General features: G+C 69.1%; 25 protein-coding genes. 13 read left to right on the forward strand and 12 right to left on the reverse strand.

All coding sequences use genetic code 11. From position 1 onward, the window contains the following. Positions 1–7: 7 nt before the first annotated feature. Positions 8–556 carry a hypothetical protein gene (locus HYG95_RS06070; RefSeq protein WP_181696993.1) on the reverse strand — a complete coding sequence of 183 codons (549 nt, stop codon included), beginning with the start codon at positions 554–556 and terminating at the stop codon, positions 8–10. Beyond that, a complete protein-coding gene (locus tag HYG95_RS06075) occupies positions 556–2,415 on the reverse strand; it encodes a DEAD/DEAH box helicase (protein ID WP_181697038.1) in 1,860 nt (619 codons plus the stop codon). The genes HYG95_RS06070 and HYG95_RS06075 overlap by 1 nt, the downstream gene beginning before the upstream one ends. Before the next feature lie 128 nt (positions 2,416–2,543). Between HYG95_RS06075 and HYG95_RS06080 the strand changes: the two genes are divergently transcribed. Then, positions 2,544–3,296 (forward strand): TetR/AcrR family transcriptional regulator, encoded by a 753-nt coding sequence (locus tag HYG95_RS06080; RefSeq protein ID WP_181696994.1) that lies wholly within the window; start codon positions 2,544–2,546, stop codon positions 3,294–3,296. A gap of 97 nt (positions 3,297–3,393) precedes the next feature. Here HYG95_RS06080 and HYG95_RS24685 read toward each other — a convergent pair whose 3' ends face one another. Then, on the reverse strand, positions 3,394–3,588 hold the full coding sequence (locus tag HYG95_RS24685) for a hypothetical protein (protein WP_029903635.1): 195 nt from the start codon (positions 3,586–3,588) through the stop codon (positions 3,394–3,396). A 105-nt stretch (positions 3,589–3,693) separates the two neighbouring features. Then, positions 3,694–3,867, reverse strand: coding sequence for a hypothetical protein (locus HYG95_RS06085; RefSeq protein ID WP_157104669.1), 174 nt, complete (start codon positions 3,865–3,867; stop codon positions 3,694–3,696). A 126-nt stretch (positions 3,868–3,993) separates the two neighbouring features. On the opposite strand from HYG95_RS06085, the gene HYG95_RS06090 reads away from it, so the two are divergent. From HYG95_RS06090 to HYG95_RS06100, 3 genes are read left to right on the forward strand one after another with little or no spacing between them, the layout of a single operon-like run. Then, the gene (locus HYG95_RS06090; RefSeq protein WP_181696995.1) at positions 3,994–4,383 is read left to right on the forward strand and encodes a DUF952 domain-containing protein; all 390 of its coding nucleotides are present in this window, start codon (positions 3,994–3,996) and stop codon (positions 4,381–4,383) included. An 18-nt stretch (positions 4,384–4,401) separates the two neighbouring features. Further along, entirely contained in the window at positions 4,402–4,884 is a 483-nt protein-coding gene (locus tag HYG95_RS06095; RefSeq protein WP_067492837.1) for a TrkA C-terminal domain-containing protein, read from the forward strand. A gap of 5 nt (positions 4,885–4,889) precedes the next feature. Then, positions 4,890–6,065 carry a cation:proton antiporter gene (locus HYG95_RS06100; RefSeq protein ID WP_181696996.1) on the forward strand — a complete coding sequence of 392 codons (1,176 nt, stop codon included), beginning with the start codon at positions 4,890–4,892 and terminating at the stop codon, positions 6,063–6,065. On the opposite strand, the gene HYG95_RS06105 is transcribed toward HYG95_RS06100, so the two are convergent. From HYG95_RS06105 to ppgK, 3 genes are all read right to left on the reverse strand, one after another. Beyond that, the gene (locus HYG95_RS06105) at positions 6,066–6,956 is read right to left on the reverse strand and encodes an MHYT domain-containing protein (RefSeq protein ID WP_181696997.1); all 891 of its coding nucleotides are present in this window, start codon (positions 6,954–6,956) and stop codon (positions 6,066–6,068) included. Positions 6,957–7,199: 243 nt separating this feature from the next. Next, positions 7,200–8,570 (reverse strand): RNA polymerase sigma factor, encoded by a 1,371-nt coding sequence (locus tag HYG95_RS06110; RefSeq protein WP_067492841.1) that lies wholly within the window; start codon positions 8,568–8,570, stop codon positions 7,200–7,202. Between the two features lie 244 nt (positions 8,571–8,814). After that, entirely contained in the window at positions 8,815–9,573 is a 759-nt protein-coding gene (gene ppgK / locus HYG95_RS06115; RefSeq protein ID WP_181696998.1) for a polyphosphate--glucose phosphotransferase, read from the reverse strand. A 91-nt stretch (positions 9,574–9,664) separates the two neighbouring features. On the opposite strand from ppgK, the gene HYG95_RS06120 reads away from it, so the two are divergent. After that, a complete protein-coding gene (locus HYG95_RS06120; protein WP_370465695.1) occupies positions 9,665–10,555 on the forward strand; it encodes an inositol monophosphatase family protein in 891 nt (296 codons plus the stop codon). A gap of 128 nt (positions 10,556–10,683) precedes the next feature. Here the strand turns inward: HYG95_RS06120 and cei are convergent, their stop codons facing one another. Next, positions 10,684–11,367, reverse strand: a complete 684-nt coding sequence (gene cei / locus HYG95_RS06125) for an envelope integrity protein Cei (RefSeq protein WP_181696999.1) — start codon at positions 11,365–11,367, stop codon at positions 10,684–10,686. A gap of 374 nt (positions 11,368–11,741) precedes the next feature. Between cei and HYG95_RS06130 the strand changes: the two genes are divergently transcribed. Continuing rightward, entirely contained in the window at positions 11,742–12,044 is a 303-nt protein-coding gene (locus HYG95_RS06130) for a DUF4193 domain-containing protein (RefSeq protein WP_067492847.1), read from the forward strand. Positions 12,045–12,069: 25 nt separating this feature from the next. Here HYG95_RS06130 and HYG95_RS06135 read toward each other — a convergent pair whose 3' ends face one another. After that, positions 12,070–12,534, reverse strand: coding sequence for a DUF3093 domain-containing protein (locus HYG95_RS06135; protein ID WP_225280816.1), 465 nt, complete (start codon positions 12,532–12,534; stop codon positions 12,070–12,072). A gap of 144 nt (positions 12,535–12,678) precedes the next feature. Here HYG95_RS06135 and dut point away from each other — a divergent pair, with 144 nt between their 5' ends. After that, positions 12,679–13,149 (forward strand): dUTP diphosphatase, encoded by a 471-nt coding sequence (gene dut / locus HYG95_RS06140; RefSeq protein WP_067492849.1) that lies wholly within the window; start codon positions 12,679–12,681, stop codon positions 13,147–13,149. After that, positions 13,149–14,054 carry a DUF3710 domain-containing protein gene (locus HYG95_RS06145; RefSeq protein ID WP_181697001.1) on the forward strand — a complete coding sequence of 302 codons (906 nt, stop codon included), beginning with the start codon at positions 13,149–13,151 and terminating at the stop codon, positions 14,052–14,054. The genes dut and HYG95_RS06145 overlap by 1 nt, the downstream gene beginning before the upstream one ends. Here the strand turns inward: HYG95_RS06145 and HYG95_RS06150 are convergent. Continuing rightward, positions 14,051–14,779, reverse strand: a complete 729-nt coding sequence (locus HYG95_RS06150; protein WP_181697002.1) for an alpha/beta fold hydrolase — start codon at positions 14,777–14,779, stop codon at positions 14,051–14,053. The two genes, HYG95_RS06145 and HYG95_RS06150, sit on opposite strands and share 4 nt — an antisense overlap. Before the next feature lie 73 nt (positions 14,780–14,852). On the opposite strand from HYG95_RS06150, the gene HYG95_RS06155 reads away from it, so the two are divergent. The 3 genes from HYG95_RS06155 to HYG95_RS06165 all read left to right on the forward strand — a co-directional run bounded on the left by HYG95_RS06155 (position 14,853) and on the right by HYG95_RS06165 (position 16,747). Beyond that, entirely contained in the window at positions 14,853–15,260 is a 408-nt protein-coding gene (locus HYG95_RS06155; RefSeq protein ID WP_067492853.1) for an OB-fold nucleic acid binding domain-containing protein, read from the forward strand. 3 nt (positions 15,261–15,263) lie between these two features. Next, positions 15,264–16,001, forward strand: a complete 738-nt coding sequence (locus tag HYG95_RS06160; protein ID WP_181697003.1) for a DUF3159 domain-containing protein — start codon at positions 15,264–15,266, stop codon at positions 15,999–16,001. A gap of 125 nt (positions 16,002–16,126) precedes the next feature. Then, entirely contained in the window at positions 16,127–16,747 is a 621-nt protein-coding gene (locus HYG95_RS06165; RefSeq protein WP_370465696.1) for a sigma-70 family RNA polymerase sigma factor, read from the forward strand. A gap of 7 nt (positions 16,748–16,754) precedes the next feature. Here HYG95_RS06165 and HYG95_RS06170 read toward each other — a convergent pair whose 3' ends face one another. Both HYG95_RS06170 and HYG95_RS06175 read right to left on the reverse strand, forming a co-directional pair. After that, positions 16,755–17,426 carry a TrkA family potassium uptake protein gene (locus HYG95_RS06170; RefSeq protein WP_067492857.1) on the reverse strand — a complete coding sequence of 224 codons (672 nt, stop codon included), beginning with the start codon at positions 17,424–17,426 and terminating at the stop codon, positions 16,755–16,757. Positions 17,427–17,428: 2 nt separating this feature from the next. Continuing rightward, positions 17,429–18,094, reverse strand: a complete 666-nt coding sequence (locus HYG95_RS06175; RefSeq protein WP_181697004.1) for a TrkA family potassium uptake protein — start codon at positions 18,092–18,094, stop codon at positions 17,429–17,431. 173 nt (positions 18,095–18,267) lie between these two features. Between HYG95_RS06175 and HYG95_RS06180 the strand changes: the two genes are divergently transcribed. Next, entirely contained in the window at positions 18,268–20,265 is a 1,998-nt protein-coding gene (locus HYG95_RS06180) for an APC family permease (RefSeq protein WP_181697005.1), read from the forward strand. Between the two features lie 34 nt (positions 20,266–20,299). Further along, positions 20,300–21,652 (forward strand): class I SAM-dependent RNA methyltransferase, encoded by a 1,353-nt coding sequence (locus HYG95_RS06185; RefSeq protein ID WP_181697041.1) that lies wholly within the window; start codon positions 20,300–20,302, stop codon positions 21,650–21,652. The last annotated feature ends 14 nt before the right edge of the window (positions 21,653–21,666 follow it).

Raw genomic sequence — 21,666 nt, forward strand, 5'->3', positions numbered from 1 at the left:
AGTGGGTTCAGCCGGTGACGGAGAAAAAGTGGGCAGGGTCGAGAGTGTGGATCGGGGTCCAGGGTGACTCTGCTACGGGCGCTTCGGGGTCGTGGGCGGTGTCGAAGTAACCCTGCAATTCCAGGGCGAGGCGGGGGTTTTCGTCCACCTGACGGGCGATCGTGTAGAGCACCGCGAGCACGTGGAGGCAGCGGGGTGTGCGGGCGGAGCAGGAGCAGTCCGTGCTCACCAGGGTCGGGGCGGGGGAGTGGCCCGCGTCGAGCAGGGCTCGGTGCATGTCGTCGGTGACGACGGTCGCGTCGGGAATCACCTGCTCGATCGCGGTCACCGCCGCGCGGGAGAGCGGCGCCACCTCCACGTGTGCGATCGAGGCCTGCCCGCCCCGGTGCAGGTGCGCGCGCACCGTGCGGCCCTCGATCTCGGTGCGCACCCCGTTGTTGCGGGCGACGCTGCGGGCGCGCGGCAGCAGCGGTTCGGGGCGGGTCTGGCGCAGCGGTTCGGCCAGTCGCACCCAGTCCTTACCCCACGGCGTGTACCCGAACTCGTTGTCTGGCATCAGTTCTCTCGCTTCCGTCGCAGGATGTCGACCAGGGCGTCGTCGTCGAGTCGGGCCAGTTCGGCGATGCCCGCGGCATCGGACAGGTCGGTGAGGGCCGACTTGCGGGTGTGCATGCCCGCGATGTGTTCCTCCACCGTGGTGGCGCTGGTGAGCGTGGTGACGGTGACCGTGCGCGTCTGCCCGATGCGGTGTGCCCGGTCCGAGGCCTGGGCCTCCACCGCCGGATTCCACCAGCGGTCGAAATGGATCACGTCGGCTGCGCGGGTGAGGGTGAGGCCGGTGCCCGCGGCGCGCAGGCTCAGGATGAGAACCGGTGGGCCGTCGGGTGATTGGAACTCGTGAACGATCGCCGCACGCTGATCGGCGTCGAGTCCGCCGTGGAAGAAGGGTGCCCGCACCCCGAACTGTTCGGCGAGGTGGCGCACGAGCAGTTCACCGGTCTGCCGGTACTGGGTGAAGATCAGCGTGGGGTCACCGGTGTCGAGATTGGTCGCCACGATGTCGGTGCACAGATCGAGTTTGCCCGAGCGCCCGGCCAATTCGCCCAGGTCACCGGTGACCAATCCGGGGTGGTTGCACACTTGCTTGAGGTGCGTGAGGGCCGCGAGTACCCGGCCTTGTCGTTGCAGACCCGACCCGAAACCCTCGTCCAGGGATGCGGCGAGCACCGTGTCGTAGGCCTTTTCCTGCTCCGGGGTCAGGTCGCACAGCAGGTCGCTGTGGATCTTGGCCGGCAACGACGCCGCCACCTGGATCTTCTTGCGGCCCAGCAGTACCGGTTCCACCGCATCACGCAAGCGCGCGGCCGCATCGGCCGAGCCCTCTTCGATCGGCCGCACGAACCGGCGCCGGAACTGGGTGCGGTGCGCGAACAACCGGGGCGTCGTGAGGTTGAGCAGGGCGAACAGTTCGTCGAGATGGTTCTCCACCGGGGTGCCGGTGAGCGCGACCCTGGCGTCGGCGGGCACCGCACGCGCGGCCCGCGACACCTGGGTACGCGGATTCTTCAACGCCTGCGCTTCATCGAAGACGACGGTGGCCCAGTGCTTCTCGGTCAGCGCCGACCCGTGCAGACGCAGCGTCGGATACCCGGTGACCACGACGGTCCCGGCGTCGGCGGGCACCTCACCGCCACGCCACGACACCACCGTCAGCCCGGGTGCGAACCGTGCGATCTCGTGCACCCAGTTCCCGACCAGCGAGGTCGGGCACACCACCAGCTGCGGACCCGCGGCCCGCCCCTGGAGGAACCCGATCGTCTGCACGGTCTTGCCGAGGCCCATCTCGTCGGCGAGCACCGCCCCGCCGTACGCGGCCACGGTCTCCCGCAACCACCCGACCCCACGCACCTGATAGGGGCGAAGGGTCGCCTCGAGCGCCCCGGCGAGCTCCGCCGCCGCGGCTTCGGTCTCCCGCACCACCCGCACCGCCCGCTCGGCCGACACGACCGCCGTCCCCACGGCGTTGGGCACCGCATGCGCCGCGATGGGCAGCTCGACCGGCGCGTTCGCGGCCGCCCGTGTATTCGCGGTGGGCAGCCCGCCCGCGCCGCGGTCTGTCGAGGGCCGCCCGTCGTCCGCACGAGCCTCACCGGCGGTGGGCGCTTCCCGATGCCGGTGGTCGACGTCCGTGCGGGCGTCGTCGAGGAGCATGCGCCAGGCCTGGGCCGAAGGGCCCAGCTCGGCGACGGGCAACTCGAGCAACTCCGAACCGGTCACGACGGCAGCAGGTACCTCGACCGGCTCGAGCGCCCTGCGCTCACCGACCGGCAGCGCCAGCGTCAACGTCTCGGGGTCTCCGACGTCGCGTGGTGGGCGCCCGGCGCCGAGTCCGCTCCAGGTCCACAGGGCGAACAGGTGACGATCGGGAAGATAGGTGGCCTGGATGGCGGGCAGAACATTCTCCTCTGATCGGGCAGCGCGAACAGGCTAATAACGTACACTGTACTGAATTTGTTCCCGACCGACCGGAAAAGGTTCCGCGCATGCCGACCGACGGCAGATCCACCGACCAGGCCGCCCAGCTCGTGCAGTTGCTGTGGCGTCATGCCCTGCCGGCCAAGCCCGGCGCGCGCGGTCCCAAACCCGGCCTCACCGTCGACGCGGTCGTGGCGGCGGGCATCGCCCTGGCCGATCGCGACGGCATCGGCAAGCTGACCATCCGCGCGGTGGCCGCCGCCCTCGACGTGCGTGCCATGAGTCTCTACACCTATGTGCCGAGCAAGGAGGCGTTGCTGGTGCTGATGGTCGACGCCGTGGCCGCCGAGGACGAGCCGATCCCCGCCGAGCTGCCGCTGCGCGAGCGCATGATCGCCGTCGCGGACCGTGTCCGCACCGAGCTCCTCGCCCACCCGTGGCTGCTCGAGGTGTCGCCGTGGCGCCAGGTCCTCGGCCCGGCGAGGATGCGCCGCTACGAGAACCAGCTGCGCGCCATCGACGGCGCGGGCCTGTCGGATCTGGCGATGGACCGCGCCATCGCGGTGCTCACCGATTTCGCCACCGGCAATGCCCGCCTCGCCGTCGCGGCGGCGGGCGCGGCCGACCAGCTCAGCGATGCCGATTGGTGGCGGGTACACGGTCCGCTACTGGCCGAAGTGATGCCCGCCGACCAGTTCCCCCTCGCCGCACGTGTGGGCACCACGGTGGGCGAGCACTATCAGGCCCCCGCCGATCCGGACGGTGCCTACGCCTACGGTGTCGCGACCCTGGTCGACGGCATCCTCGCCGACACCGCCTGACCCCGGACGCCACAACAGCGGGCGCCGGAATCCGGTCGCCCGCTGTCGGGGGTTTTCTATTGTCGGATGTTGTTGTGTTCGGACGCGAGAGGAGTGGTCAGAGAGCTGGAGCCGATTCCGTGTCGATCACGGCTTCGAGCTCGCGCAAACGGTCCATGTGTTCATTCGCGTGGTGCTGGCAGAAGAGCAACTCGCCACCCGCGGGAAGAACGGCACGCACTCGGGCAGCCGCCCCGCAACGATCGCAACGATCGACCGCGGTCAGTGGGGTGCTGGTCAGGGTTCCTGGCATGACTCCTCCGTCCCGGCTCCCGGCGCTGCGTGGCCGTTCGCCTAGGTGTGGGCCCCGTGGTCACTCCACGTGGCTCGCGTCCGCTACTTCCCAGCAGTGGTACGACTACTCTGTCAGACGTTCGGGGTTCAGGCTTTGTTCCCGGAAGTGAATCTTTGTGTTTTCGATAACACGACCTGCGGTTTCGCTGAAAGCGAACATGCGCTGGTCGTCGGTCTCGAGCACCCGCCGATCACCCGTGGCGCCGTTTCCCACCTCCTGTTCGATCCTGACACTCATCGACTGTGTCGCTCGCTGTGGTGTTGCTCGTTACGCCACGAGCTCGATCACCACCGTGCGGCCCCACCGCCCACCGTGTGACAGGGTCTTCACCGTCCGAACCTGTTGTCTACCCGGAGATTACCCGTGATATCCGACACTCACACGCTTGTTCACCTGTGTTCTTCCCAAGAGTGGCAACAATTTGCGCACGACGGGCAACGCCGCCCGCCGTCGCTGGCCGAGAGCGGCTTCGTGCACCTGTCCACCCCCGAACAGGTGCGGCTGCCCGCGAATCGCCTCTTCGCCGGTCGCACGGATCTGGTGCTGCTGTGGCTGGACCCCGCCCGGCTCGCGTCGCCGCTGAAGTGGGAGCCGGGCGTGCCAGGCGACCCGGAGTCGATGCTGTTCCCGCACCTGTACGGGCCGCTGCCGCTCGCCGCGGTGCTCGACGTCTCGCCCTATCGACCGGGCCCGGACGGCGTGTTCCATACCCCACGCCGACCGGGAGTGGCACAGGACACAACCGCGCTCTGACGGGTCTATCGTGGATATGTGAATGTCGATGTCACAGCGCTACCGGGGATCGGAGTGCGTAAGGATTTCGAGGTCAGGTCGGGGCGCCGCGTCGGGGTGGTCGCCCATCGCGACGGTGACATCGATCTGATCGTGTCCAAGCCCGACGACCCCGACGCCATCGCCGCGCAGGTGCCGCTGTCGGTGGACGAGGCCTCGGTGCTCGCCAATCTGCTCGGCGCACCGCAACTGGTGGCCAAGCTCAACGACGACCACCGCGACCTGCCCGGCATCACCACCCGTCAGCTCGTGCTGCTCGCCGAGTCACCGTACGCGGGACGCACACTCGGCGAGACCGGGATGCGGACCCGCACCAAGACCTCGATCGTGGCCGTGATGCGTGCCGGCCAGCTCCACCCCTCACCAGGTCCGGACTTCACCTTCACCGAGGGCGACCAGCTCGTGGTCGTCGGCACGCCGGAAGGCCTGGACGCAGCCGCGAAAATTCTCACGCACGGCTGACGGCCGTGACCGCGCAGGCCCTGGCACTGCTCGAACTAGGCATGATCTTGTTCGCGCTGGGGATCTGCGGCCGGATCGCGGGCCGGTTCGGTATGTCACCGATCCCGCTGTACCTGCTGGGTGGGCTGGCGTTCGGGCGTGGCGGTTTCGTCGAATTGGAAGGCGCGATCGAATTCGGTCACGTCGCCAGCGAGATCGGCGTGGTGCTGCTGCTGTTGCTGCTCGGGCTCGAATACACCGCGCCCGAACTGATGACCGGGCTGCGCCGCTCCTGGACCGCCGGTGTGCTCGACCTGCTCGCCAACGCGCTGCCCGGCGCCGCCGTGGCCCTGATCCTGGGCTGGGGAATTCTCGGCGCCGTGGTGCTCGGCGGCGTCACCTACATCTCGTCCTCGGGGATCGTGGCCAAACTCCTCGACGACCTCGGCCGCCTCGGTAACCGCGAAACCCCCGTGGTGCTCTCGATCCTCGTGTTCGAGGACCTCGCGATGGCGGTGTATCTGCCCATCCTCACCATGATGCTGGCGGGCCTGAGCCTGCTCAGCGGGCTGGTGTCGCTGGCCGTCGCGCTGGCGACGATCACCGTGGTGCTCGTGGTGGCGTTGCGGTTCGGCCGGGTGGTCTCGGCGGTGCTCGACAGCACCGATCGCGAGGTGTTCCTGCTGCAATTGATCGGCGCGGCGCTGCTGGTCGCCGGTGCCGCCTCGGCGCTGAACGTGTCGGCGGCGGTCGGCGCGTTCCTGCTCGGCATCGCGATCTCGGGATCGACCGCGCAGGAGGCAGCCAAGCTGCTCGAACCGTTGCGCGATCTGTTCGCCGCCATCTTCTTCGTGGCCTTCGGCCTGTCCATCGACCCGGCTGCCATTCCGCCGGTGCTCGCCTGGGCGGCGGGGCTCGCGGTGGTCACCACGGGCACCAAGATGGTCGTCGGCTGGTGGGCGGCGAGCAGGCAGGGCATCGCGCGGGCGGGCCGGGCGCGAGCGGGTGCGGCGCTGGTCGCCCGCGGCGAATTCTCCATCGTCATCGCCGGTCTGGCGGTGAGCTACGGCACCGCCGACCACCGCCTCGTCGCTCTCGCGTCGGCCTATGTGCTGCTGATGGCGATGCTCGGTCCGGTCATCGCCCGCGTAATCGAACCCGTCGTCACTCTCGGTGGGCGCCGGCGTCTTTCGACGACCTGACTAGTCGATGACCCGGCGCGGCCAGGCGCCCGCCACGTCGTAGGCCAGTTCCTCCGTGCGGTATTCGATCGGCTCCTGCATGCGCACCGGCGTGGGCATCGCGGGCGGCGGTACGGCACGCTTACGCGGCTGGTGCCGGGAGGTGAGCCACATGCGCGGCAGCGCCTCCTCGTTCTCGATCTCGGTGAGACTCACACTGATCAGCACCAGCATGGTGACGATGCTGCTCACCCCGATCAGCGGCGCGAGCAGTTCCATCGCCCCCGCCCCCGAAGGCGGGCCGCCATGGTGGCCGGGGTGGGCCTTCATGGCCGCCATGCCGGTGTAGTGCATGCCGGTGACGGCCACACCCATGATCAGCGAGGCACCGATGGTGGCCAGAAATCCCTTGACGCGCAAGGTGAACCACAGTGCGACGATCGAGGCGACCACCGCGATCACCAGCGACAGCGTGACGATCATCGCGTCGTAGGACACCGCGGCCGTCGACTTCATCGCATACATGCCCGCGTAGTGCATGGTGCCCACCCCGAGTCCGGCGATGGTGCCACCGCCCACCAGCGAGCGCAGGGTCGGCTGCGGTTTGTTCACCATGAACAGCCCGATCCCGACGACGACCATCGCCGTGATCGCGCTGAGCAGAGTGAGGGGGACGTCGAAACGGATCTCCGCGCCCCGGATGCTGAAGCCGAGCATGGCGATGAAATGCATGACCCAGATACCGGTTCCGCCGATCGCGATGGCGGCGCCGACGAGCCAGCCGACCCGTCCCTCGGTGGCGTTGCGTCCACGCGCGGCGCACTGCAGCCCGAGCAGGCAACCGGTGACGGACATGAAATAGGCGAGGACAGGGGTGATCCAGCCGTAGCTGAAGTGATAGATGTCGAGCACGCCGCGCAAACCCTCAATGCCGGTACCGCTGACCGGTCGGCGGTAGAACGAAAAGCTGGACGTGACGATACGGCGAAAACCCCGAATTCGTTGCCATCACAGCGCAATCCAGGAGTGTGGGTTTGATCACGAAACGATTACCGAGAGTTTTCTGTGGTAAACAGACCGTTCGGAATTCGGTGTGGGATACAAGAAAAGGCCCGGACCCCTTGTCATAAGGTCCGGGCCTCGTCTCGCGAATGCCTAGTCGAGGTAGTCGCGCAGCACCTGCGAACGGCTCGGGTGGCGCAGCTTGCTCATCGTCTTGGACTCGATCTGCCGGATGCGCTCACGCGTGACGCCGTAGACCTGACCGATCTCGTCGAGGGTGCGCGGCTGACCGTCGGTGAGGCCGAAGCGCAACCGCACCACGCCCGCCTCACGCTCGGACAGCGTCTCCAGCACCGACTGCAGCTGATCCTGCAGCAGGGTGAAGCTCACCGCGTCGACCGCGACGACCGCCTCGGAGTCCTCGATGAAATCGCCGAGCTGGCTGTCGCCTTCGTCGCCGATGGTCTGGTCGAGCGAGATGGGTTCACGCGCGTACTGCTGGATCTCGAGGACCTTCTCCGGCGTGATGTCCATTTCCTTGGCCAGCTCCTCCGGGGTGGGCTCACGGCCCAGATCCTGGAGCAGCTCGCGCTGGATGCGCCCGAGCTTGTTGATGACCTCCACCATGTGCACCGGGATACGGATGGTGCGTGCCTGGTCGGCCATGGCGCGGGTGATGGCCTGACGGATCCACCACGTGGCGTAGGTCGAGAACTTGTAACCCTTGGTGTAGTCGAATTTCTCGACCGCGCGGATCAGACCCAGGTTGCCCTCCTGGATCAGGTCCAGGAACGCCATGCCACGGCCGGTGTAGCGCTTGGCCAGCGACACCACCAGACGCAGGTTGGCCTCGAGCAGATGGTTCTTGGCCCGGTTGCCGTCGCGCACGATCCAGTTGAAATCGCGGCGGGTGGTCACCGACAGCTTCTCGCCCGCCTCGGCGAACTCACGCATCTTCTCCGCCGCGAACAGGCCGGCCTCGATCCGCTTGGCGAGTTCGACCTCCTCCTCGGCGTTGAGCAGCGCGACCTTGCCGATCTGCTTGAGGTAGGCGCGGACCGAGTCGGCGGAGGCGGTGAGTTCGGCGTCCTTGCGCGCCTGACGCAGCGCCTCGGATTCCTCCTCGTCCCAGACGAAATCGCCGGAGGCCTTGTCCTTCTCGGTCGGCTCGGTGGTGTCGGCGGCATCGGCGGTGTCGTCGGCGACCTCCTCGACGATGACGTCACCGTCGGTGAGTTCGTCCTCGGCGACCTCGAGATCACCGAGATCGTCGAGTTCGATCGACTCGTCGTCGAGTTGCTCCTCGCCCCCCTCGGCCGCGGTCGCCTTCTTGGCCGCGGTTTTCTTCGCCGGGGCCTTCTTGGCGGCAGCCTTCTTCGCCGGGGCCTTCTTGGCAGCGGCCTTCTTCGCCGGGGCCTTCTTGGCAGCGGCCTTCTTCGCCGGGGCCTTCTTGGCGGGAGTTACGGCGTCGTCGGCATCGGCGTCGGCCGAGTCGGCGGTCTGACGGGTATTCGTGGCTACCACGTACGCCCTTTCGTGACGGTCTCGTGCGGCGTCACGCCAGAGTGGTTTCCGGCGGAGCGGTCGGTCGGGTTGCACCGGCGGTGCGTCGGTCGGGTGCTCACCGGTTCGTTCACCGGCTCGCTCGCGACCGGCTGAGGCCGGAAGGTTTCACCGGCTCACCGCCGGACGTGTTCCATTGTAACGATCCAACCAGGGTACTCAGTGCCACGATGCCCTCCAGGCGTTGCGGCGTCGTCCTCGCGCGCTACGGCGCGATGCCCCCGGCGATAGCCATCGCCGCGCCGACGATACCCGCGGTGTTCTTCAACACGGCCGGAATCACCGGAGTTCGGTTGGTGAGCAACGGTATCCACTGCTCGTGATCGCGGCTGATACCGCCGCCCGCGACGATCACCTTCGGCCAGAAGAGGTTCTCGATGTGGATCAGGGCCGTGCTCACCCGCTGCGCCCACTCCGGGTAGGTGAGGCCGTCGCGGTCCTTGATCGAGGCGGCGGCCAGGTGCTCGGCCTCCACCCCCTCGATGTCGAGGTGGCCGAGCTCGGAGTTGGGCACGAGGGTGCCGTCGTAGAGCAGCGCCGAGCCGATCCCGGTGCCGAAGGTGAGCAGCAGGGTGAGGCCGTGCAGGTCGCGAGCGGTGCCGTAGCTGTCCTCCGCGAGCCCCGCGGCGTCGGCATCGTTGAGCACCGTCACCGTCCGCCCGCCGAGCGCGGCCGAGAACAGGGCGCGCGCGTCGGTACCGATCCAGGCGGGATCGATATTGGCGGCCGTACGGGCGTGTCCGTCGAGCACCACGCACGGCAGCGTGATCCCCACCGGTCCCGCCCAGCCGGCCAGCGCGACGAGTTCGGCCACCGCCGCCGCCACCGCCTCGGGCGTGGCGGGGCGCGGGGTGGCGATCTTGAGCCGCTCGTGGGTGAGCAGACCGGTGTCGAGATCGACCAAGGCCCCCTTCACGCCACTTCCCCCGATATCGATGCCGAATGCGTGCCCCCGAGCGGACATGGATGAACCCCTTGCCTGACGCGGTCGATGTGCCTGACAAAGAGTAGCGGTAGTCACCGCCGGCACGAGCCGCCGCATATGATCCGATGGCGTGGTGCCTCAACACAGTTCCGTTGCCCCAGCCACGACCGACGCCGACGAACGACTGCGCGAGCTCGCCGTCGAACTCGCCGAAAGTGCCGCCGCGCATGTGCGTGCCCGCCGACCCGAGGTGTTCGCCGACGGGGGACCCGTCGACGGTGCGGTGGCGACCAAGGGCCACGTCACCGACCCGGTCACCGTGGTCGACACCGAATCCGAACAGCTGATCCGCGACCTGCTCGCCCAGCGACGCCCCGACGACGCGATCCTGGGCGAGGAGGGCGGCGGCGATGTCGGCGCCACCGCGCCGGGCGCCGTCACCTGGGTGGTCGACCCGATCGACGGGACCGTCAACTTCCTCTACGGCCTGCCCGGGTACGCGGTCTCGGTGGCAGCGGTGATCGACGGCGCCCCGGTGGCGGGCGCGGTGGCCGACGTGGCGACCGCGACCACCTACAGCGCCGTGCGCGGCGGCGGGGCGTTCGCCGTCACCGCCGACGGCACCCGCACGAAACTGTCCTGCACCCAAGAGGATTCATTGTCGGTGGCTCTGGTCGCCACCGGTTTCGCCTACGGCACCCAGCGTCGCGCCGACCAGGCGAGGCTGCTCACCGAGATCCTGCCGCGGGTCCGCGACATCCGCCGCCTCGGCGCCGCCGCCATGGACCTGTGCCACGTCGCCTCGGGCCACCTCGACGCCTACTACGAGCACGGGCTCAACGCCTGGGACTGGGCGGCGGGCGCCCTCATCGCCGCCGAAGCGGGCGCGGTGGTGCACGTCCCACCGGTCACCGTCGGCGGTGCCGCGGGCGAACTGACCTTCGTCGCCGCCCCCGGCCTCGCCGAAGACTTCGCCGCCCTCCTCACCGAGACCGGCGCGACAACACCCCTACCCGACTGAGAAGCCGGAGTCGGTTTCTCGGCCGCCTCGATCTGGACCGACCGGAGGGTGCGACGAAGGAGTGCCCGCAGGGAGGGAAGATCGAGGCCCCCCGGGCCGAGAAACCCGCGGCGCCAGCCGCCGATGATTCAGCACTTGACGGTGCGGGCGGCGTCGAGGAGGTCGGGGTCGATCGAGGACGAGCTGGCGCCGGGGGCCAGGTTCTTCAGCGCGCGCAGGACCGCTTCGGCGTCGGCGCTCGGGCGGAGCGACTCGCCGAAGGCCAGGCCGAGCACCAGGTCGACCGAGTCGTCGGTGCGCGGGTCCTCGATCAGTTCGGCACAGGGAGCGACCAGCTGCACCGAGGCGGCGGCCGGTCTGCCGTTCACGCCGTAGCGGATCTGGCCGGTGCAGTTGAGGTCGCCGCTGACATAGACCGGATCGTTACCGACCTGTGTCCCCGGTGCGCTGGCGAAGCCGAGGTCGCCGAGCGCGGAGGCGATGTTGCCCGCCTGTCCGCTCTTGCCGTTGGCGTTGAACACCCGCACCTTGGACTCCGACAGCGCCGCCGGATCCACCTCGTCCAGGCGCGAGGGCCCGACTCGGGTGCCGAGCGGTGCGGGCTTGGGGGCGTTGGTCGCGGTCGGCGTGCTCGGCGCGTTGCACGCCATCGGCTCGTTGTTGTCCTCGCGGGTGCGGAAAGCCGCCACCCACACGAACAGGGCCACAAGAGCCAGCACGAGGACCAACGCGAGCCACAGCTCGGGGCGCCGTCGCGGAAAGGGTTTGCCGTCGCGATCGGTCGCGCTGCCTTCGGTGATCAGTGAAACCACGCGCTCACTCTACGAGTCCGCCGCCGATGCGCGAGTGCGGGAGGTCTCGGCGAGTTTCCCGGCAGGTGAAGATTCGTCGTCGGTTTCGTCGCGGCGGGGTTTTGATTGCGACATTTGTCGGTAGGTCCGCTATTGTCTGCCCGCCCAGATCGAATAATCACCCGTGAAACGGTGGTCGGTCGCGGGAACAACAAGGGCATGTCCTGCGTTAACCGAACGCTGTCGGAGTAGATCGAGCAACGATCCACCTGATAGTCGACCGGTGTACGTGTGAGGTGCACCACCGGCGGGGCGGTCGAACGCCGTCTCCCTGCGGGGACTTGGCAATCGAACTGATCCGGTATTTACGGAGTAAGGACTGAGGGGAAGACGACATGGCAACCGACTATGACGCACCGCGGCGCACCGAATCCGACGAAGTGTCGGAGGATTCGCTCGAGGAGCTGAAGGCCCGCCGCAACGAGGCGCAGTCCGCCGTCGTGGACATCGACGAGACCGACACAGCGGAATCGTTCGAGCTTCCCGGCGCGGACCTGTCCGACGAGGTGCTCAGCGTTCGGGTGGTCCCGAAGCAGGCAGACGAGTTCACCTGCTCGAGCTGTTTCCTCGTGCACCACCGAAGCAGGCTGGCCAGCGAGAAGGGTGGCGAGATGATCTGCATGGACTGCGCCCTCTGACGCGTTCCACGGCGAGGTAGACGGGTCAGCCCGCGCTCGGGAGTCCGAGCGCGGCCAAGACCCGGTCGGGCCTGCGCGTGCTGATCAACCAGTACGGCGTCGGGTCGTCCGGGTCGTCGAGGACCAGCAAAGCCATCGGCCCGATCCAGGGCCGGTGCTGCACATAGGCGGCGGGGTCGAGCTGACGACCCAGCGCCGCGCTCTTGGCCGTCGGTGCGACGGCCGCGGCTCGCGCGACGAAGCTCACCGGCAGGTGGGCGCGGTCGACGCGCAATTCAGCCGTTCCCTCGGGGGTGACGGCCACTTCCAGCCGGTGACGGCTCATCCACAACAGAATCCACACGGGCACCGGTGCCAGCAGCACATACGGCAACCAGGCCCGCAGCCCGGGCGCGCCCATGTGGAATTCGGCGGCGATCAGCCCGGCGATCGCGAAGCCGACCGGCCACCACCACAGCGGCACCCACAGGCGCTCCCGGTAGGGCGACACGGTGGGCGCGGCGGCCGCGCGGGCGTCGGTGTCTGCGGCGTCGGTGGTCGGGGAATGGGACTGGTCGGGCACGGTTCAAGACTAGGCGATCGTGGCAGGGTCGTGACGCGCTGGTCCGGCTCCGAGCGCGTAGTCTCGACCGATGTGAACGCACTTGCACCGATTCCGCTGCGGCGGCTCGATCCCGGCATCCCTGTGCCGAAGCGTGCCCATCCGGGTGACGCGGGCGTCGACCTCTGTACCACCGAGGATGTGATCATCGAACCGGGTGAGCGGGTGCTGGTCGGCACCGGGATCGCGCTCGCGCTGCCGGTCGGCACGGTCGGCCTGATCCACCCCCGCTCGGGCCTGGCCGCGAAGGCGGGGCTGTCGGTGGTGAACACACCGGGCACGATCGACGCGGGCTATCGGGGCGAGATCAAAGTGTGCCTGATCAATCACGACCCGCGCACCGCCATCGAGCTGCGCCGCGGCGACCGCATCGCCCAGCTGCTCGTGCAGCGGGTGGAGCTGGTGGAGTTCGCCGAGGTCGACGACCTGGACGAAACCGTCCGTGGCGCAGGTGGTTACGGGTCGAGCGGCGGGCACGCGAGCCTGACCGGCAAGGAGGCGTAATGGGTCTGTTCGGCAAGAAGAAGCGCGCACCGCGCGAGGACGACGCGGTCTACGACGACGACTACGGCGACGACTACGCCGCGGACGACTACGACGATTTCGCCGACACCGACGACTACGACACCGACGAGTTCCGCCGCCCCGACTTCGCCCACCTCGACTTCGACGACGCCCCCACCGACGAGCGCATCTACGGCAACTTCGACCACGCGCCCGACGCCGCCGCCGGCCCGTACGACATCACCGAAGTGACCGACGACATGATCGCGCGCAGGCTCGATCTGGGGTCGGTGGTCATCCCGGTGCCCGAGGGTGGGCAGCTGCAGGTGGAGATGAGCCCCGACGGCACCCCGCAGGCGGTGCATCTGGCCACCCAGCACGGCAGGCTCACCGTGGCCGCGTACGCCGCGCCGAAGTCGGCCGGGCAGTGGCGGCTCGTCGCGGCCGATCTGGCCGAGTCGCTGCGCGGTGACGGTGCGAGCGTCGCCATCGAGAAGGGCCCGTGGGGTCGTGAGGTGAAGGCGGTCACCGAGGGTGCCGATCTGCGCTTCATCGGTGTCGACGGACCGCGCTGGATGATCCGGCTGGTCGCGGCGGGCCCCTCGGGCGCGGTCGACGATCGCAGCCCGCTCATCACCGCCGCCCGGGCCGTCCTGGCCGACGCGGTGGTGCGCCGCGGCTCCGAGCCGCTGCCGGTGCGTGACCCGCTGCCCGTGGTGCTGCCCCAGGAGCTGGCCGAACAGCTCGCCGCCGCCCATCAGCAGCAGGTGCTCGCCCAGCAGCAGGCCATGGCCGCGCAGGCGGCCGCCGCGCAGACCCCGCCCTCGGCGGTGCCGCCGAAGCTGCCCGACGAACCGCGGCGCGGCGCCGACGGCTCGGCGATGCAGCAACTGGGCCTGAACTAGGTTGTCGCCGAGACCTTTTCGGTCGAGAGACGGTGGAGTTCGGTGAACCCGGTGTGTCCGAGGACCGCCGGGTTCGCGCCGAGTTCGTCCAGCGTGATCCGGCACAATCCGGCCGTCGGCAGCGTCGCGGCCCATTCTTCGGCGACGGCGATCGGATGCACCGGGTCGTCGCCCGCGCCGATCACCGCGACCGGGACGGGGCAGGCGGCCAGTTCCTCGACGGTCGGCCAGGAGTAGGCGGCCGCCTCGTCCAGTGCCTGGGGCAGGTCCGGCCACTGGCCGCGCCAGGACTGGGTGAGGGCCTCGGCGAGCCAGGCCGGACTCGAGGCGCGCATGCGGGCGATCACGGCGTCCAGACCGTCGGCGCGAAGTTGCCCGGCGGTTGCCGAGGCGCTGAGGGCGGCGGGGCACGAGGTGGTTTCCGGGCCCGTCCAGGCGGGTAATGCTGTGATGACACCGACAACCGCGTCGCGATGTCCGGTGGCCCACCGCAGGGCGATCGCGGCACCCAGCGAGATCCCCGCAGCCAGGACCGGTCCGCGCGCGGCGGCGGTGTGCAAAGCCGCGGTACAGCTCGCGATCACGGCCTTCGGGTCGGGTTCGACGGCAAGGAATTCCAGGCCGTGAGCGGCTGCGGCCGGTCCGAATGCGCGGGCTGCGAAATCGGCGTCGGAGCCGGTTCCGGGCAGGGCGACCACGGTGACCTGGGGTGGGGTGCGCAACACGGACCGAGCGTAGCGGCCCGGCGTTTGCCCATCTACAGTGGCGTTGAAGGCCAACTAGCGGGAGAAGCGTGCCATGTCGTCATCCACGGGCTCACACAAGTCGGGATCGGGCCCGGACTCGGGATATTTTCGTCGACTCGGACGCCGCCTGACGGCCGATATCGATCAGCTCGACGCCGAGGAACTGGCCGAGACCGCCGACGCCTCGGGCGCCCGGCGAGCCAAGGACTGTTGCCGCGGCGAGGAAGCCACCATCGTCGGCAGGCTGCGCAGCGTCGAGGCCTGTCCGAAGGCGGCCGGTGCCACGGTGCAGGCCGAGTTCTTCGACGGCACCGACGCCATCACCCTGGTGTGGATCGGGCGCAGGCGCATCCCCGGCATCGAACCGGGCAGGCGCATCCTGGTGCGCGGCCGCGTCGGCGACCGCGACGGCCGCAAAGTGATCTTCAACCCCTACTACGAATTGCGCGGGAACAGCTGACGTATGCCCTCCAGCGACGAGTACCGCCCCATCGCGGACCCTGAAGCCACCGTTGCCCTGCCGGTGGTCACCGACCACCCCGTCGACCCCGACGTCGACAAGGAGACGGCCGAGGCCGAGCAGACCCTGCTCGAGCAGCTCGGCGGTATCAGCGGCCTGATCTACTCCACCCTGCCCGTGCTCGTGTTCGTTCCGGTGAACACCTTCGCCGGGCTCACCGCCGCCATCTGGGCCGCCCTCGGTGTGGCCGCGGGCGTGCTGATCTGGCGGCTCGTGCAACGCAGCCCCGTCCAGCCGGCCATCTCCGGTTTCCTCGGCGTCGGGCTGTGCGCGTTCATCGCGCACCGGGTGGGAGAGGCCAAGGGCTTCTTCCTGTTCGGCATCTACACCAGCCTGGTGTACGCGGGCGTGTTCGCGCTGTCGATCCTGTTCCGGTGGCCGCTGGTCGGCGTGATCTGGGGTGCGCTCAACGGCCACGGCACCGCATGGCGCACCGATCCGCGGGTGCGCAAGCTCTACGACCTGGCCACCGTCGTGTGGGTCGTCGTCTTCGGTGCCCGCTACCTGGTGCAGTCCCAGCTCTACGACACCGACCACACCACCTGGCTCGCGATCGCCCGCATCGCGATGGGTTGGCCGCTGACCGCGGTCGCCCTGGTGGTCACCGTGTGGGCGGTGCGTCGCGCGGGCCACCTGCCCGCCGACAAGTCCGCTGTCCGAAGGGATTCCGCTTCCGCCTGAGGGTGGGCAGGGGTACCGCCGGAGGTGGGGAACTACCCACCCTGGGGTACCTGGTTGCCGCCGCCTGTTCGTCGCACGATCAATGCATACCGAATTACGCAGTGATCGTGAGAGGACCGGCGACCATGATGGCAACCGAGCACCGTGCAAGCGCAGCTTCCAAGCCCGGCCCCGCCCAGTCGGAGAGCAAGCGCATCGGCGCCGAACTCGACGCCCTGATCGGTCCCGCCGCCCGCGACGACCGCGACGCCATCGCCGAGATCCTGCGTCTGGTCCACCCCCTCGTGCGCCGCTACTGCTCGGCGCGGATGGGTGCCACCGGCCACCTCACGGTCACCGCCGACGACGTCACCCAGGAAGTCCTGATCGCCACCGTCGCCGCCATCCCGCGCTACCGCGATCAGGGTAAATCCTTCCTGGCCTTCGTGTACGGCATCGCCGCCAACAAGGTGTCCGACGCCTTCCGCCGGGGCAAGCACACCGCGTATCCGATGGCCGAGATGCCCGACACCGCCAGCGCCGAAGCGGGCCCGGAGGACTGGGCGCTCGCCTTCGAACGGCGGGCCGCGACCCGCGAACTGATGCAGGTGCTCGCCCCCAATCACCGTGAGGTGCTGATGATGCGGATCGTGCTCGGCTGGAGCGCCGCGCAGACCGCCGAGGCCATCGGCACCAGCCCCGGCGTGGTCCGGGTGATGCAGCACCGCGCGCTCAACAAGCTGCGCGCCCAGCTCGCCGCCGCCTGAGGGCGGCTCAGGGCCGGATGCCGTGCCCGGCCAGGGTGAGCCGCAGGTCCTCCTCGGCCTCCACCGAGGTGACGAACAGCAACTCGTCGTCGCCTTCGAAGGGGTCGTCGGCCTGGGGCACGATCACCCGGCCGCCGCGCAGGATCGTCACCAGCGCGGTGTCGCGCGGCAGGACCAGGCTGCGCACCGGTTTACCGGCCAGCTGGGTGTCGGCGGGCAGGGTGATCTCGACCAGGTTGGCCTGGCCCTGGCGCAATGTCATGAGCCGAACCAGATCACCCACCGACACCGCCTCCTCGACCAGCGAGGCCAGCAGGCGCGGTGTCGACACCGCCACATCCACACCCCACGACTCGTCGAAGAGCCATTCGTTACGCGGATCGTTCACCCGCGCGACCACCCGGCGCACCCCGAACTCGGTCTTGGCGAGCAGGCTGTGGACCAGGTTGGTCTTGTCGTCACCGGTGGCCGCGATCACCACCTCGTAGGTTTCCAGCCCCGCGTTCTCGAGCAGCGACAGCTCGCAGGCGTCGGCGTGCACCCAGACCGCGTCCGGGATGGCGGGTGGGTCGATGTGGTCGAGCTGGCGTTCCAGCAGCATCACCCGATGCCCGCCCCGCAGCAGTTCCCTGGCGATCGAGCGCCCGACGGCGCCCGCACCGGCAATGGCCACCTTCATGTTCAGTCCTCGCTCACGGGGGCCTTGGCCGCCAGCGCGACCACCTCACCGACACTGCCGGAGGTCGCCGCGACGTACACCACGTCGTCGGCCTGGACCACCGTCTTGGATTCGGGCAGCAGGCCCCGGCCGAAGCGCAGGATGAACGCCACCCGCACGCCGAGGTCGCGTTCGAGGTCGCGCACGGTGCGACCGAACCACTCCTCGTGCAGCGTGAGCTGGGTGACGGCCACCGCGCCGGTGGGTTCGCGCCAGGTGGTCGTGGAGTTGTCACCGATCAGCGTGCGCAGGAAACGGTCGGTCGTCCACGGCACGGTGGCGATGGTCGGGATGCCGAGCCGTTCGTAGACCTCGGCGCGTTTGGCGTCGTAGATCCGGGCGACCACGCGTTCCACGCCGAACATCTCCCTGGCCACCCGCGCGGAGATGATGTTGGAGTTGTCGCCCGAGGACACGGCGGCGAAGGCGTCGGCACGTTCGATTCCCGCGCGGGTCAGCACATCACGGTCGAAGCCGACGCCGATCACTTCCTGCCCGCTGAAGCCTTCGCCGAGCCTGCGGAAGGCGCTGGGATCACGGTCGATCACCGTGACCTCGTGACCCACCCGGGTCAGCGCACGGGCCAGCGACGACCCGACGCGCCCACACCCCATGATCACTACGTACACCGTGCACCCTCGTTCCTTGCCGAACCCGTGGCGTCCGGCTTGGACCGTACCCGCCGGAGCTTCCCCCGCCCAGTTTCCCCCTGGCGAGGCGGCGCAAACAACCTCGACATCCCGGTCGGCGCCCAGGTCAGGTGAGCGCGAACACATCGATGATCCCGTCTATGCTCAGCCCGGTGTCCAAGTTGACGACGGCGGCCAAACGCGTGCTGCTGGGCAGGCCCTTCCGCAGTGACTCGCTCGGCCATACCTTGTTGCCCAAACGGATCGCGCTTCCGGTGTTCGCCTCCGACGCGATGTCCTCGGTCGCCTACGCGCCGGAGGAGATCTTCCTGGTGCTGGCGGCGGCGGGCATCTCCGCGTACATGTACGCACCGTGGGTCGGTCTCGCTGTGGCGGTGGTGATGGCCGTGGTCGTCGCCAGTTACCGGCAGAACGTGCGCGCCTACCCGTCCGGCGGCGGCGACTACGAGGTCGCCACGGTGAATCTCGGCCCGACCGCCGGGCTCACGGTCGGTAGCGCCCTGCTCGTCGACTACGTGCTCACGGTGGCGGTGTCGATCTCGTCGGCCGCCTCGAACATCGGCTCGGCCATTCCGTTCGTCAACACGCACAAGGTGCTGTTCGCGGTCGTCGCGATCGCGGTGCTCACGGCCATCAACCTGCGCGGTGTGCGCGAATCGGGCACGGCCTTCGCGATTCCCACCTACGCCTTCATCTTCGGCATGTTCGTGATGCTCGGCTGGGGCCTGTTCCGGACCTACGTGCTCGGTGACGACATCCAGGCCGTCTCCGCCGGTTTCGGGCTCCACGCCGAGGACGAACACCTCTACGGCCTGGCCTTCGCCTTCCTGATCGCGCGCGCGTTCTCCTCCGGCTGCGCGGCGCTGACCGGTGTGGAGGCGATCAGCAACGGCGTGCCGGCCTTCCGTAAACCGAAGTCGCGCAATGCCGCGACGACCCTGCTGATGCTGGGAACCATCGCCGTCGTGCTGCTGATGGGCATCATCATCCTGGCGCAGAAGATCGGGGTCGTCTACGCGCACGACACCTCGAACCTCGTCGGCGCGCCCGCTGATTACCACCAGAAGACGCTGATCGCCCAGATCGCCGAAACCGTCTTCCACGGCTTTCCCATCGGCTTCTTCTTCATCACCATCGTCACCGCCCTGATCCTGGTGCTGGCCGCCAACACCGCGTTCAACGGTTTCCCGGTGCTCGGTTCGATCCTCGCGCAGGACCGCTACCTGCCGCGTCAGCTGCACACCCGGGGCGACCGGCTGGCGTTCTCCAACGGCATCCTGTTCCTCTCCGGTGCCGCCATCGCGTTCGTGGTGCTGTTCGACGCCGAGGTCACCAAGCTGATCCAGCTCTACATCGTCGGTGTGTTCGTGTCCTTCGTGCTCAGCCAGACCGGCATGCTTCGGCACTGGACCCGCCTGCTGCGCAAGGAGACCGACCCGCAGGAGCGGTCGCGGATGAAGCGCTCGCGCGTCATCAACGCCATCGGTCTCACCCTCACCGGGACCGTGCTGGTGATCGTGCTCATCACCAAGTTCTTCGCAGGCGCCTACATCGCCATCATCACGATGGTCGCGATCTTCATCGTGATGAAGCTGATCCACAAGCACTACGACTCGGTGGCCCGCGAACTCGACGAATCCGATTGGGACGGGGTGCTGCCCAGCCGCACCCACTCCATCGTGCTGGTGTCGAAACTGCATCTGCCCACTCGCCGGGCACTGGCCTACGCGCGGGCCACGCGCCCGGACACGCTCGAGGCGGTGACGGTGAACGTCGACGACGCCGATACCCGCAAGCTCGTGCGCGAATGGGAGAACAGCGAGATCAACGTGCCGCTCAAGGTGGTCGAGTCGCCGTATCGCGAGGTGACCAAACCGGTGCTCGAGTATGTGAAGCGGGTCCGCAAGGACGCGCCGCGCGACGTGGTCACCGTGTTCATCCCCGAGTACGTGGTCGGTCACTGGTGGGAGCAGGTGCTGCACAACCAGTCGGCGTTGCGGTTGAAGGGCCGGTTGCTGTTCGAACCGGGTGTGATGGTGACCAGTGTGCCGTGGCAGTTGTCGTCTTCGACGCGGGCCAAACAGGCGGCCGAGGTGAACGCACCGGGCTCGGTGCGTCGCGGGTTCGACCGGCCGGAGCGGCGCGAGTGAGCGTGCCCGGCCGACAACGGAAGTGGGTGTGGCTGTGAGTGATTGGCGCGGACAGGAATTCGAGGTGCGCCTCGGTGCGCCCGGACACGGCGGGTTCTGCGTGGGCCGCCACGAGGGCCGAGTGGTCTTCGTGCGGCACGGTCTGCCCGGTGAGCTGGTGCGCGCCCGGGTCACCGAGGATCGTGGTGGTTCGTTCTGCCGCGCCGACGCGGTGGAGATCATCGAGGCCTCCGCGGACCGGGTGCCCACGACCTGTCCGGTTTCGGGGCCGGGTGGGGCGGGGTGCTGTGATTTCTCCTTCGCCACCCCCGCCGCGCAGCGCGCGCTCAAGGCGACCGTGGTGGCCGAGCAGTTGCGCAGGCTGGCCGGGGTCGAGCGTGAGGTCGAGGTCGAACCGATCGGTGACGAGGTCGTCGGCGGCTGGCGCACCCGGGTGCGCCTGGTGGTCGACGCGGCCGGTCGCGCGGGCGTGCACCGGTACCGCAGCACCGAGGTGATCCCGGATCTGCGCTGCCCACAGCCGGTGGCGGGCGCACTCGACGGTGTGGCCGAGCGGTCCTGGACGCCGGGCGCCGATCTGGTGGTCGCCGTGGACGGTGACGGCGTCCGTCATATCGTCGAACTGGCTCCGGCCGCCGAGGCGGACCGTGCGGGCACCCGCCCTGCCACCCCGCGCGGCGGTACCCGGGGGCGTGGGCAGCGACCCGCGCGGCACCGCGAATCGGGTCGCCCCGCCGCCGACGAACGCGGTGCGGTGCGCGACCGGGCCGCCGCCCGCAAGTCGGCGACCAACGCGCCGCGCGAGGAATGGGTGATGGCGGGCAGCGGCCGGGCCGTCGAGTATGTGGCGGGCCGTCGCTGGGAACTGTCGGCCACCGGTTTCTGGCAGGCGCATCATGGTGCGGCGCAACGCTATTCGGATCTGGTCGCCGAATGGTCGGGGCTGGAACCGGGCGGTTCGGGCTGGGATCTCTACAGCGGTGTCGGTGTCTTCGCCGCGCGGCTGGGGGAGCAGACCGGGCAGACGGGTGCGGTGTCGGCCGTGGAATCGGCTCGGTCCGCCGTCGCCGACGGTACGGCCGCGCTGCGTGACCTGCCGTGGGTGCAGTTGCACGCGGGCCGGGTCGAACGCTGGGCGCGCGAGGCCACGACCACCCCCGATGTGGTCGTCCTCGACCCGCCTCGCGCGGGTGCGGGCAAGGAGGTGGTGGCCGCCGTCACCGACGCCGACCCACGCCGAATCATCCACATCGGTTGTGACCCAGCCGCTTTCGCGCGCGACCTCGGTTTGTATCTCGACGCGGGCTACCACCTGGCCGAGTTGCGGGCCTTCGATGCCTTCCCGGTGACCCACCACGTGGAATGCGTCGCGCTGCTCGACCGCTGAGAGATCGCACCCCG

It is taken from the genome of Nocardia sp. GTS18, from assembly GCF_013839555.1.
GTDB classification, from domain to species: Bacteria; Actinomycetota; Actinomycetes; order Mycobacteriales; family Mycobacteriaceae; genus Nocardia; species Nocardia rosealba.

What these genes read in the sequence shown, in the direction of transcription:
- HYG95_RS06070 (WP_181696993.1), bottom strand. Translation starts at nt 556, where the DNA reads ATGCCAGACAACGAGTTCGGGTACACGCCGTGGGGTAAGGACTGGGTG.
- HYG95_RS06080 (WP_181696994.1), top strand. Translation starts at nt 2,544, where the DNA reads ATGCCGACCGACGGCAGATCCACCGACCAGGCCGCCCAGCTCGTGCAG.
- HYG95_RS24685 (WP_029903635.1), bottom strand. Translation starts at nt 3,588, where the DNA reads ATGCCAGGAACCCTGACCAGCACCCCACTGACCGCGGTCGATCGTTGC.
- HYG95_RS06085 (WP_157104669.1), bottom strand. Translation starts at nt 3,867, where the DNA reads ATGAGTGTCAGGATCGAACAGGAGGTGGGAAACGGCGCCACGGGTGAT.
- ppgK (WP_181696998.1), bottom strand. Translation starts at nt 9,573, where the DNA reads ATGTCCGCTCGGGGGCACGCATTCGGCATCGATATCGGGGGAAGTGGC.
- HYG95_RS06130 (WP_067492847.1), top strand. Translation starts at nt 11,742, where the DNA reads ATGGCAACCGACTATGACGCACCGCGGCGCACCGAATCCGACGAAGTG.
- HYG95_RS06145 (WP_181697001.1), top strand. Translation starts at nt 13,149, where the DNA reads ATGGGTCTGTTCGGCAAGAAGAAGCGCGCACCGCGCGAGGACGACGCG.
- HYG95_RS06155 (WP_067492853.1), top strand. Translation starts at nt 14,853, where the DNA reads ATGTCGTCATCCACGGGCTCACACAAGTCGGGATCGGGCCCGGACTCG.
- HYG95_RS06160 (WP_181697003.1), top strand. Translation starts at nt 15,264, where the DNA reads ATGCCCTCCAGCGACGAGTACCGCCCCATCGCGGACCCTGAAGCCACC.
- HYG95_RS06165 (WP_370465696.1), top strand. Translation starts at nt 16,127, where the DNA reads ATGATGGCAACCGAGCACCGTGCAAGCGCAGCTTCCAAGCCCGGCCCC.
- HYG95_RS06170 (WP_067492857.1), bottom strand. Translation starts at nt 17,426, where the DNA reads ATGAAGGTGGCCATTGCCGGTGCGGGCGCCGTCGGGCGCTCGATCGCC.